This window comes from Mycobacterium sp. 4858 (genome assembly GCF_900240975.1).
Taxonomy (GTDB): domain Bacteria; phylum Actinomycetota; class Actinomycetes; order Mycobacteriales; family Mycobacteriaceae; genus Mycobacterium.
Genome location: NZ_LT968776.1, coordinates 91,501 through 103,092, shown reverse-complemented (window position 1 = coordinate 103,092; position 11,592 = coordinate 91,501). Strand labels below are relative to the sequence as shown.

Genomic DNA, 11,592 nt, shown 5'->3' with positions numbered 1-11,592 from the left:
GAGGGCGCTAGTGCCGCGGCGCAGCGATCTCAACCACGTGCTGGTGATCGGCTCGGGGCCGATCGTCATCGGCCAGGCGGCCGAATTCGACTACTCGGGCACCCAGGCCTGCCGGGTGCTGCGAGCGGAGGGGCTGCAGGTCAGCCTGATCAACTCCAACCCGGCGACCATCATGACCGACCCCGAGTACGCCGACCACACCTACGTCGAGCCCATCACCCCGGCCTTCGTGGAGCGGGTGATCGCGCAACAGGCCGAGCGCGGCAACAAGATCGACGCGCTGCTGGCCACGCTGGGCGGGCAGACCGCGCTCAACACCGCGGTCGCGCTGTACCAGAACGGCGCGCTCGAGCGCCACGGGGTCGAGCTCATCGGGGCCGACATCGACGCCATCCAGCGCGGCGAGGACCGGCAGATGTTCAAGGACATCGTCGCCAAGGTCGGCGGTGAATCCGCCCGCAGCCGAGTGTGTTTCACCATGGAAGAGGTCCGCGAGACGGTCGAGGAACTCGGTCTTCCGGTGGTGGTGCGGCCCAGCTTCACCATGGGCGGCCTCGGCTCGGGCATGGCGCGATCCGTCGAGGAGGTCGACCGGATGGCCGGCGCCGGCCTGGCCGAAAGCCCCAGCGCCAACGTGCTGATCGAGGAGTCTATCTACGGCTGGAAGGAATTCGAGCTCGAGCTGATGCGCGACGGCAACGACAACGTCGTCGTGGTCTGCTCGATCGAGAACTTCGACCCGATGGGCGTGCACACCGGCGACTCGGTCACCGTCGCGCCGGCCATGACGCTGACCGACCGGGAATACCAGCGGATGCGGGACCTGGGCATCGCGATCCTGCGCGAGGTCGGGGTCGACACCGGCGGCTGCAACATCCAGTTCGCCGTCAACCCGAGCGACGGCCGGCTGATCGTCATCGAGATGAACCCGCGGGTGTCGCGGTCCAGCGCGCTGGCCTCCAAGGCCACCGGCTTCCCGATCGCCAAGATCGCCGCCAAGCTGGCCATCGGGTACACCCTCGACGAGATCGTCAACGACATCACCAAGGAAACGCCGGCCTGCTTCGAACCCACCCTCGACTACGTCGTCGTCAAGGCGCCGCGGTTCGCGTTCGAGAAGTTCCCCGGGGCGGACCCCACCCTGACCACCACGATGAAGTCCGTCGGCGAGGCGATGTCGTTGGGCCGCAACTTCATCGAGGCGCTCGGCAAGGTGATGCGGTCTCTGGAGACCACCCGCGCCGGGTTCTGGACCAAACCGGACGGCCCGGACTGCAACGTCGGCGAGGTGCTCGACCGGCTACGGACCCCGACCGAGGGCCGGCTCTACGACATCGAGCTGGCGCTGCGGCTGGGCGCCTCGATCGAGCAGGTCGCCGAGGCCAGCGGCGTCGACCCGTGGTTCGTCGCCCAGATCGGCGAGCTGGGCACGCTGCGCGCGGAGCTGGTCGACGCCCCGGTGCTGGACACCGACCTGCTGCGGCGGGCCAAGCACAGCGGGCTGTCGGACCGCCAGATCGCCGCCCTGCGGCCCGAATTGGCGGGGGAGAACGGGGTGCGCTCGCTGCGCGAGCGGCTGGGCATCCACCCGGTGTACAAGACGGTGGACACCTGCGCGGCCGAGTTCGATGCCAAGACGCCCTATCACTACAGCAGCTACGAGCTCGACCCGGCGGCCGAGACGGAGGTGGCCCCGCAGGCCGAGCGGCCCAAGGTGCTGATCCTGGGATCCGGGCCCAACCGCATCGGCCAGGGCATCGAATTCGACTACAGCTGCGTGCACGCGGCAACCACGTTGAGCCAGGCCGGTTTCGAGACCGTCATGGTCAACTGCAACCCGGAGACGGTGTCCACCGACTACGACACCGCCGACCGGCTGTACTTCGAGCCGCTGACCTTCGAGGACGTCCTGGAGGTGTTCCACGCCGAACAGCAGTCGGGGGGTGACGGGCCCGGGGTGGTCGGCGTCATCGTGCAGCTGGGCGGCCAGACCCCGCTCGGGTTGGCGCAGCGCCTGGCCGACGCCGGAGTCCCGATCGTGGGCACGCCGCCGGAGGCGATCGACCTGGCCGAGGACCGCGGCGCCTTCGGTGACGTGCTGACCGGCGCCGGATTGCCGGCGCCGAAATACGGCATGGCAACCACTTTCGCGCAGGCCCGCCGGATCGCCGAGGACATCGGCTACCCGGTGCTGGTGCGGCCGTCGTACGTCCTGGGCGGCCGAGGGATGGAGATCGTCTACGACGAGGAGACACTGGAGGGCTACATCACCCGCGCCACCGAGCTCTCGCCCGAACACCCGGTGCTGGTCGACCGCTTCCTCGAGGACGCGGTCGAGATCGACGTCGACGCCCTGTGCGACGGCACCGAGGTCTACATCGGCGGCATCATGGAGCACATCGAGGAGGCCGGCATCCACTCCGGCGACTCGGCGTGCGCGCTACCGCCCGTCACGCTGGGCCGCAGCGACATCGAGAAGGTGCGCCGCGCGACCGAGGCCATCGCGCACGGCATCGGGGTGATCGGCCTGCTCAACGTGCAGTACGCGCTGAAGGACGACGTGCTCTACGTCCTGGAGGCCAACCCGAGGGCCAGCCGCACCGTTCCCTTCGTCTCCAAGGCCACCGCGATCCCGCTCGCCAAGGCGTGCGCCCGGATCATGTTGGGCGCCACCATTCCCCAGCTCCGCGCCGAGGGCATGCTGGCGGCGTCCGGGGACGGCGCCCACGCGGTCCAGAACGCCCCGATCGCGGTCAAGGAGGCGGTGCTGCCGTTCCACCGCTTCCGGCGGGCCGACGGCGCCGCCATCGATTCCCTGCTCGGCCCGGAGATGAAATCGACCGGTGAGGTGATGGGCATCGACCGCGACTTCGGCACCGCCTTCGCCAAGAGCCAGACCGCCGCCTACGGTTCGCTGCCGGCCGAGGGCACCGTGTTCGTCTCCGTCGCCAACCGGGACAAGCGGTCGCTGGTGTTCCCCGTCAAGCGCCTGGCCGATCTGGGCTTCCGTGTGCTGGCCACCGAGGGCACCGCGGAGATGTTGCGCCGCAACGGGATTCCCTGCGACGAGGTCCGCAAGCACTTCGAGCCGCCGCAGCCGGGCCGCCCGGCCGTGTCCGCCGTCGACGCGATCAAGGCCGGCGAAGTCGACATGGTGATCAACACGCCGTACGGCAATTCCGGCCCGCGTATCGACGGCTACGAGATCCGTTCGGCCGCGGTGTCGGTCAACATCCCCTGCGTCACCACCGTGCAGGGCGCGTCCGCCGCCATCCAGGGCATCGAGGCCGGTATCCGCGGCGACATCGGCGTCCGGTCCCTGCAGGAGCTGCACAGCCTGATGGGGCAGGGCGCCGCGCCCGGCGAAGGCGCCCGGTGACGGGCTTCGGCCGGCGGCTGGCCGAGGCCAAAGCGCAGCGCGGCCCGCTGTGTGTGGGGATCGACCCGCACCCCGAGCTGCTACGCGCCTGGGATTTGCCGGCGGCCGCCGACGGGCTGGCCAAGTTCTGCGACATCTGTGTCGAGGCGTTCTCCGGTTTCGCCGTCGTCAAGCCGCAGGTGGCGTTCTTCGAGTCCTACGGCGCCGCCGGGTTCGCGGTGCTGGAACGCACGATCGCGGCGCTGCGTTCGGTCGGGGTGCTGGTGCTGGCCGACGCCAAGCGCGGCGACATCGGCACGACGATGGCGGCGTACGCCGCCGCCTGGGCGGGTGACTCGCCGCTGGCCGCCGACGCCGTGACCGCCTCGCCATACCTCGGGTTCGGCTCGCTGCGGCCGCTGCTCGAGGCCGCCGCCGCGCACGATCGGGGCGTGTTCGTGCTGGCCGCCACTTCCAACCCCGAGGGCGCGACCGTGCAGCGCGCCGCGTTCGACGGCCGCACGGTGGCCCAGCTGGTCGTCGACCAGGCGGCGGTGGTGAACAAGTCCGCCACGCCGTCCGGTCCCGGATATGTCGGCGTGGTGGTGGGCGCGACCGTCCTGCAGGCCCCCGATCTGAGCGCGCTGGGCGGGCCGGTGCTGGTGCCGGGCCTGGGTGTGCAGGGCGGACGGCCCGAGGCGCTCGCCGGGCTGGGCGGGGCGGATTCCGGCCAGCTGCTGCCCGCGGTGGCCCGCGAGGTGCTGCGTGCCGGGCCGGGGGTGGCCGAACTGCGGGCGGCCGGCGAGCGGATGCTGGACGCCGTCGCCTATCTGGGAGCGCCGTAGAGGCGGGTCAGTCCGATGCGGCCGCCGAGCTGGGCCGGGCGGTCTCCACGATCACCGTGGTGGCCTTGACGACCGCGACCGCCACACTGCCGGGCCGCAGCTGCAGCTCCTCGGCCGCCTCGGTGCTCATCAGCGACACGACGGTGAACGGGCCGCACTGCATCTCCACCTGGGTCATCACCTTGTCACTGGTGACCTTTGTGACCAGCCCGACGAAGCGGTTGCGGGCCGAGCTGCCGATGCTCAGCGGGTCGGGCGGCGGGGTGGGGGCGTTGGTCCGGGAGAACCGGGCCAGGTCCTCGCTGGCGATGACCTTGCGGCCGGCCGCGTCCTGCCCGACCGTCAACGATCCCTGGTTGATCCATCGCCGGACAGTGTCGTCGCTGACCCCGAGCAGCTCAGCGGCCTGACGGATCCGCAGGTTCGACACCGCTAGATCCTAACTCCGCGAGTGTTAGCTGGCTGTCGTACCAGCAATCCACGCGTGATCGCGCCCGGCCGGTCGGCGCGGCGCGACACGCGCGACACGCGACGAAAAATGCGTGACCCCCCGCACGAGGCGTTTCGGCGCGCCTCCGGCGTCGTTTCCCGCCGCCCCCACAGCGACCCCGCGGCGGTCCGTCGCGCTAAAATCCCTGGTCAGAGCGGTGGCGTGGGGGTTCGAGGTGGCCACACCGCCGCCCCCGCACCGCGGGGCGCGCCCGGCGCCCACGATGCCCGACGGCCTGCTTTTTCGGGCCACACGCCGGGCTCATGCTGGGACTTTGTCCCCTTAACCAGGGGGTCGGGTTAGATTTCGTCAGGAGGCCTGAGTACGGTCGTCTCCGCTGGCTGAAGTACCCGGCAGAGACAAAAAGAGATCGATTGACAGTGATTGATCAGATACGGAGGAATCGTGGCCCTTCCCCAGTTGACCGACGAGCAGCGCGCGGCCGCGTTGGAGAAGGCGGCTGCCGCACGTCGAGCGCGAGCAGAGCTCAAGGACCGGCTGAAGCGCGGCGGCACCAACCTCACCCAGGTGCTCAAGGACGCCGAGACCGACGAAGTCCTGGGCAAGATGAAGGTTTCCGCGCTGCTTGAGGCGTTGCCCAAGGTGGGCAAGGTCAAAGCGCAGGAAATCATGACCGAGCTGGAGATCGCCCCTACCCGCCGCCTGCGCGGCCTCGGCGATCGGCAGCGCAAGGCCCTGTTGGAAAAGTTCGGCTCCTAACCCGGCCTCGGCCAACCCGCCCTGTGGGCGCGCCGGCCCAGGAGGGCCAGTGAGCGCCGGCGGGGGACCGGACGCCGAGCACGGGACGCGTCCCACACCACCGGGTAAGGGACGCGTGGTCGTGCTGTCCGGTCCCTCCGCGGTCGGCAAGTCGACGGTGGTCCGGTGCCTGCGCAAGCGGATTCCGGACCTGCATTTCTCCGTCTCGGCCACGACGCGGTTGCCGCGGCCGGGCGAGGTCGACGGCGTCGACTACCACTTCGTCAGCCCCGCCCGTTTCCAGCAGCTCATCGACGACGGCGCGCTGCTGGAGTGGGCCGAGATCCACGGCGGACTGCACCGATCGGGCACCCTGGCCGAGCCGGTGCGAAAAGCCACCGCCGCGGGGATCCCGGTGCTCATCGAGGTCGACCTGGCCGGCGCGCGGGCGGTCAAGCGGGCGATGCCCGAGGCCATCACCGTGTTCCTGGCGCCGCCCAGTTGGGAAGACCTGGAGGCCAGGCTCGTCGGCCGCGGCACCGAAACGCCGGAGGCCATGCGGCGTCGGCTGGAGACCGCCCGCGTCGAGATGGCGGCCCGGGACGACTTCGACGAGGTCGTGGTCAACCGTCAATTGGAGTCTGCGTGCGCTGAATTGGTATCCTTGCTGGTGAATACTGCGCCGGCTCCGCATGACCCGTCCGGCCAGACCAAATCCGATCGAGACTGAGCATCGAATCGCCGGCGGTACCAGCCGCTGTAATCCGCCAAGGAGAACGACCTAAGTGACTACTTCGCAGTCCGACGCGGCATTGGCCGCCGTCCCCGACCGGTTCGACCCGTCGGCGGGCGGACAACGCGCCTACGACACCCCGCTGGGCATCACCAACCCGCCCATCGACGAGCTGCTGGACCGCGTGTCGAGCAAATACGCCCTGGTCATCTACGCGGCCAAGCGCGCCAGGCAGATCAACGACTACTACAACCAGCTCGGCGAGGGGATCCTCGAATACGTCGGGCCGCTGGTCGAGCCGGGGCTGCAGGAGAAGCCGCTGTCGATCGCGCTGCGCGAGATCCACGCCGACCTGCTCGAGCACACCGAGGGCGAGTAACAGGCTGGGCCGGGCGCGCTGTGGACAACCGCGATCGGGTCGCGAAAAACGTCATCGTCGGCGTCTCCGGTGGTATCGCCGCCTATAAGGCGTGCACGGTCGTCCGTCAGCTCTCCGAGGCCGGTCACCGGGTGCGGGTCATCCCCACCGAATCCGCGCTGCGGTTCGTCGGGGCCGCCACGTTCGAGGCGCTGTCCGGCCAGCCGGTGCACACCGGGGTCTTCGAGAACGTCCCAGACGTGCCGCACGTCCAGCTCGGCCAGAAGGCCGACCTGGTCGTGGTGGCGCCGGCCACCGCGGATCTGCTGGCCCGCGCGGTGCACGGCCGCGCCGACGACCTGCTGACCGCGACCCTGCTCACCGCGCGCTGCCCGGTGCTCTTCGCGCCCGCGATGCACACCGAGATGTGGTTGCACCCGGCCACCGTCGACAACGTGGCCACCCTGCGGCGGCGCGGAGCCGTGGTGCTCGAACCCGCGTTCGGCCGGCTCACCGGCGCCGACAGCGGCTCGGGACGGCTGCCCGAGGCCGAGGAGATCACCACGCTGGCCGAGCTGCTGCTCGAACGCCACGACGCGCTTCCCTACGACCTGGCCGGCTGCAAGGTGCTGGTGACCGCCGGCGGCACCCGCGAGCCGATCGACCCGGTCCGTTTCATCGGCAACCGCAGCTCGGGCAAGCAGGGCTATGCGGTGGCCCGCGTCGCCGCCCAGCGCGGCGCCGAGGTCACGCTGATCGCCGGGCACACCGCCGGACTGATCGATCCCGCCGGCGTCGAGGTCGTCCACGTCAGCTCCGCCGAGCAGCTCGGCGACGCGGTGGCCAAGCACGCCCCGGCGGCCGATGTGCTGGTGATGGCGGCGGCCGTCGCCGACTTCCGGCCCGCACAGGTTTCCGCCGCCAAGATCAAAAAGGGTCCGGACGACCGGGACGAGCCGCCCGTTATCGAGCTGGTGCGCAACGACGACGTGCTGGCCGGCGCCGTGCGGGCGCGCGCCCACGGCGAGCTGCCCAACATGCGGGCCATCGTCGGATTCGCCGCGGAAACCGGCGACGCCAACGGCGACGTGCTCTTCCACGCCCGCGCCAAGTTGCGCCGCAAGGGCTGCGACCTGTTGGTGGTCAACGCGGTGGGCGACGGCAGGGCGTTCGAGGTGGACAGCAACGACGGGTGGCTGCTTACCGCCGACGGCACCGAGTCCGCGCTGCAACACGGTTCCAAGACGCTGATGGCCAGTCGTATCGTGGATGCGATCGGCGCGTTCCTGCACGGCGGCGGGTAATACGGTTCGGTTTCCCTGTGGCGCCAGGCCAGGTGCCGGCTGGCGCCATGCCAGCCGATATAATTCGGTTAACTAACTATTCGGAAGGGTTGAGATTGTGAGCGAAAAGGGTCGCCTGTTTACCAGTGAGTCGGTGACTGAGGGACATCCCGACAAGATCTGTGACGCGATCAGCGACTCGGTTCTCGACGCCCTGCTGGCGCAGGACCCCCGCTCACGTGTCGCGGTGGAGACGCTGGTCACCACCGGTCAGGTGCACGTCGTCGGTGAGGTGACGACGACGGCGAAGGAGGCGTTCGCCGACATCACCAACACGGTCCGCGAGCGCATCCTCGAGATCGGCTACGACTCGTCGGACAAGGGTTTCGACGGGGCGTCGTGCGGGGTGAACATCGGCATCGGCGCCCAGTCGCCCGACATCGCCCAGGGCGTCGACACCGCCTACGAGGCCCGGGTCGAAGGTGAGCGGGACCCGCTGGATGCCCAGGGCGCCGGTGACCAGGGCCTGATGTTCGGCTACGCGATCGCCGACACCCCCGAACTCATGCCGCTGCCCATCGCGCTGGCCCACCGCCTGTCCCGGCGGCTGACCGAGGTGCGCAAGAACGGTGTGCTGCCGTACCTGCGCCCGGACGGCAAGACGCAGGTCACCATCGAATACGAGGACAACGTCCCCGTCCGGCTCGACACCGTGGTGATCTCCACTCAGCACGCGGCCGACATCGACCTGGAGAAGACCCTGACCCCCGACCTCCGGGAAAAGGTGGTCAACACCGTGCTCGACGATCTGGCGCACGACACGCTGGACACCTCGCAGACGCGGCTGCTCTTCAACCCGACCGGCAAGTTCGTCCTGGGCGGCCCGATGGGCGACGCGGGGCTGACCGGCCGCAAGATCATCGTCGACACCTACGGCGGATGGGCCCGCCACGGCGGCGGCGCCTTCTCCGGCAAGGATCCGTCCAAGGTGGACCGCTCGGCCGCGTACGCGATGCGCTGGGTGGCCAAGAACATCGTCGCCGCCGGTTTGGCGGAGCGGGTCGAGGTTCAGGTGGCCTACGCGATCGGCAAAGCCGCCCCCGTCGGCCTGTTTGTCGAGACGTTCGGCACCGCCACGGTCGACCCGGTCAAGATCGAGAAGATCGTCCCGGAGGTCTTCGACCTGCGGCCCGGCGCCATCATCCGCGACCTGGACCTGTTGCGCCCGATCTACGCGCAGACCGCCGCGTACGGCCACTTCGGCCGCACCGACATCGAGCTGCCGTGGGAGCAGCTCAACAAGGTCGACGACCTCAAGCGCGCCGTCTAAGGCGCGCCGGCGTTGGTGAACCGGTAGTCGTCGAGGTCGAACCGCCGGCTGCGCCAGTAGGCCTCCACCGTGGTGGTGGGGCGCAGCGGCACGTCGCCGTTCTTGTCGAAGTAGTAGCTGTTGGCCAGCCGGCAGCTGTCCTGCCAGAAGATCTGCCGGTGCCGCCGGCGCATCATCTCGGCGAAGTAGCGCTCGTTGGCTTCCTCGGTGACCTCGACGCGCGTCGCACCCTCACGCTCGGCGCGCTTCAGGCACCGCACGATGTGGTGGGTCTGCGTCTCGATGAGCGCGAAATACGAAGAGCCGACGTAGCCGTAGGGGCCGAACACCGTGAACAGGTTGGGGAAATCGGGGACGCTGACACCCTCGTAGGCCTGCAGCCGGTGTTCGTCCCAGAACCGGCTCAGCGACTTGCCGCCGCTTCCGGTGACCGCGAACGTCGGGACGTCGTCGGGGTCCATCACTTTGAACCCGGTGGCCAGGATCAGCACGTCTACCTCGTGGTCCTCGCCGTCGGTGGTGGCCACCGCCGTGGGCGTGATCTTGTCGATCGGCTCGGTGACCAGCCGCACGTTGTCGCGGTTGAACGTGGCCAGGTACTCGTTGTGAAAGCCCGGGCGTTTGCAGCCGACGGCGTAACGCGGGGTGAGCTGGTCGCGCACCGCCGGATCGTGCACCTGTTTGCGCAGATAGGCCCGCCCGGCCGACTCCATCCGTTTGGCCAGCGGCACCACCGTGAAGTAGTGCGCGGAGATCGGGAAGGTGACTTCGACGAAGGCCTGGCTGAGTAGCCGCTGCACGACCTTGCCTCCGGGGACCCGCATCGCCCACCGGGCCGGCGCGGGCAACGCGACGTCCAGCTTGGGGAAGCACCAGATCGGGGTGCGCTGAAACACGGTGAGCCGCTTGACGATCGGTGCGATCTCGGGGATGACCTGGACGGCCGAGGCGCCGGTGCCGATGATCGCGACGCGCTTGCCGCTCAGGTCCTGGTCGTGATCCCAGCGCGCGGTGTGCATGGTGACGCCGCCGAAGCTGTCCACGCCGTCGATGTCTGGGAGCTTGGGGACGGTCAGGACGCCGCACGCACTGATCAGGAACCGGGCGGTGACCGTGCCCCCGGGATCGGTCTGCACCCGCCAGAGGCACTGCTCGTCGTCGAACTCGGCCGACTGCACCTTGGTGTTCAACCGGATTCGCGACCGCAGGCCGTACTTGTCGACGCAGTGTTCGGCGTACGCCTTGAGCTCGCGCCCCCGCGCGTACGTCCGCGACCAGTCCGGGCTCTGCTCGAAGGAGAACTGGTAGGAGAACGACGGGATGTCCACGGCGATACCGGGATAGGTGTTCCAGTGCCAGGTCCCGCCCACGCCGTCGCCCGCCTCGACGACGAGATAGTCGGGAAGTCCGGCGTTGTCGAGCTTGATGGCGGCGCCGATCCCGGAGAAGCCGGCGCCCACGATCAGCGTGTGGTAATCGGGTGTGCTGCTCATCGTTCGCCGCCTAGGGGTCGACTAAGGGTGTAGTGCCTTCTTCAGCGCGGCCAGTCCGCGGTCGGTGGCGTCGCCGGCCGCGGGTATGACCATGGCGAAGCTGGCGTAGCCGTGCACCAGGTCCGGCTCGTTGCTCAGCTCGGCGGGCACACCGGCGGCATCCAGCAGCTCGGCGTAGCGGGCCCCGTCGTCGCGCAGCGGATCGTGTTCGGCGGTCGCGATGTAGGCGGGCGGCAACCCGGACAAGTCCGTCGCGTTCGCCGGGGCAAGCGTGACGGGCAGTGCCGTCGGGTCGCTGAGGTCGATGTCCGGCAGGTACCAGGACAGGAAGGCGTCGATCACGTCGCGGTCCAGGATCGGCGCGTTGGCGTTCTCGGTGAACGACGGCAGCGACAGGTCGGCGGTGACGACCGGGTACCACAGCAGCTGGAAACTCAGCGCGGGGCCGGCGTTCTCGCTGGCCAGGTGCGTCATCACGGCGGCCAGGTTGCCGCCGGCCGAGTCGCCGGCGACGGCGATACGGTCCGGGTCGCCGCCCAGCTCGGCCGCGTGCGCGGCCACCCACTGCAACGCCGCCCAGGCGTCGTCGACCGCGGCCGGGAACGGATGCTCGGGGGCCAGCCGGTAGTCCACCGACACCACGATGGCCTCGGCGCCGACGGCGTGCGCGCGGGCGAGGGGGTCGTGGGTGTCCACGCCGCCCAGGCAGAACCCGCCGCCGTGGTAGAAGACGACGACGGGCAGCGCCTCCTGCGGCTCCAGGGGCGGCCAGTAGATGCGCACGGGGATGTCGGCGAGCTCGCCGTGGCCGATCGTGCGGTCCTCGATCCGCAGGTCGGGGAGCATTTCGGTCGGTACCTTGAGCAGCCGCAGCCGCTTTCGGGCGACCTCCACCCCGTCGGCGGCGCTGAAGGTCATCGGGAAGGCGTCGAGCAGCGCCTTGAACGCCGGATCGATGCCCGGGCGGGCGAAGGTGGGCTCCGTCATGGATTCACCGTACGCT

Annotated in this window: 10 protein-coding genes; 7 read left to right on the top strand and 3 right to left on the bottom strand. The window is 69.8% G+C overall.

What is annotated here, in order from left to right; genetic code table 11:
• Positions 1–10: 10 nt before the first annotated feature.
• A complete protein-coding gene (gene carB, locus C1737_RS08625) occupies positions 11–3,379 on the top strand; it encodes a carbamoyl-phosphate synthase large subunit (protein ID WP_102417886.1) in 3,369 nt (1,122 codons plus the stop codon).
• Entirely contained in the window at positions 3,376–4,203 is an 828-nt protein-coding gene (gene pyrF / locus C1737_RS08620) for an orotidine-5'-phosphate decarboxylase (protein WP_102417885.1), read from the top strand. Before carB ends, pyrF begins: the two co-directional genes overlap by 4 nt.
• 7 nt (positions 4,204–4,210) lie before the next feature.
• Here pyrF and C1737_RS08615 read toward each other — a convergent pair whose 3' ends face one another.
• Positions 4,211–4,633, bottom strand: coding sequence for a molybdopterin-binding protein (locus C1737_RS08615; protein ID WP_067923628.1), 423 nt, complete (start codon positions 4,631–4,633; stop codon positions 4,211–4,213).
• 465 nt (positions 4,634–5,098) lie between these two features.
• Here C1737_RS08615 and mihF point away from each other — a divergent pair, with 465 nt between their 5' ends.
• The 5 genes from mihF to metK all read left to right on the top strand — a co-directional run bounded on the left by mihF (position 5,099) and on the right by metK (position 9,096).
• The gene (mihF, locus tag C1737_RS08610) at positions 5,099–5,413 is read left to right on the top strand and encodes an integration host factor, actinobacterial type (RefSeq protein ID WP_007171927.1); all 315 of its coding nucleotides are present in this window, start codon (positions 5,099–5,101) and stop codon (positions 5,411–5,413) included.
• A gap of 49 nt (positions 5,414–5,462) precedes the next feature.
• The gene (gene gmk, locus C1737_RS08605) at positions 5,463–6,122 is read left to right on the top strand and encodes a guanylate kinase (RefSeq protein WP_102417884.1); all 660 of its coding nucleotides are present in this window, start codon (positions 5,463–5,465) and stop codon (positions 6,120–6,122) included.
• Between the two features lie 55 nt (positions 6,123–6,177).
• Positions 6,178–6,504, top strand: a complete 327-nt coding sequence (rpoZ, locus tag C1737_RS08600; RefSeq protein ID WP_102417883.1) for a DNA-directed RNA polymerase subunit omega — start codon at positions 6,178–6,180, stop codon at positions 6,502–6,504.
• Between the two features lie 20 nt (positions 6,505–6,524).
• Positions 6,525–7,787, top strand: coding sequence for a bifunctional phosphopantothenoylcysteine decarboxylase/phosphopantothenate--cysteine ligase CoaBC (gene coaBC, locus C1737_RS08595; RefSeq protein WP_068054235.1), 1,263 nt, complete (start codon positions 6,525–6,527; stop codon positions 7,785–7,787).
• A 97-nt stretch (positions 7,788–7,884) separates the two neighbouring features.
• Positions 7,885–9,096: a methionine adenosyltransferase gene (metK, locus tag C1737_RS08590; RefSeq protein ID WP_067928504.1), complete on the top strand. Its 1,212-nt coding sequence runs from the start codon at positions 7,885–7,887 to the stop codon at positions 9,094–9,096.
• Here metK and C1737_RS08585 read toward each other — a convergent pair.
• Together C1737_RS08585 and C1737_RS08580 are read right to left on the bottom strand one after the other, a co-directional pair.
• Positions 9,093–10,589, bottom strand: coding sequence for an NAD(P)/FAD-dependent oxidoreductase (locus C1737_RS08585; protein ID WP_102417882.1), 1,497 nt, complete (start codon positions 10,587–10,589; stop codon positions 9,093–9,095). The two genes, metK and C1737_RS08585, sit on opposite strands and share 4 nt — an antisense overlap.
• 21 nt (positions 10,590–10,610) lie before the next feature.
• The gene (locus tag C1737_RS08580; RefSeq protein ID WP_067928498.1) at positions 10,611–11,576 is read right to left on the bottom strand and encodes an alpha/beta hydrolase; all 966 of its coding nucleotides are present in this window, start codon (positions 11,574–11,576) and stop codon (positions 10,611–10,613) included.
• Positions 11,577–11,592 lie beyond the last annotated feature (16 nt).

Bases quoted from the DNA above. Each gene is read 5' to 3' on its own strand.
- C1737_RS08585 (WP_102417882.1), bottom strand. From the start codon at position 10,589: ATGAGCAGCACACCCGATTACCACACGCTGATCGTGGGCGCCGGCTTC.
- C1737_RS08580 (WP_067928498.1), bottom strand. From the start codon at position 11,576: ATGACGGAGCCCACCTTCGCCCGCCCGGGCATCGATCCGGCGTTCAAG.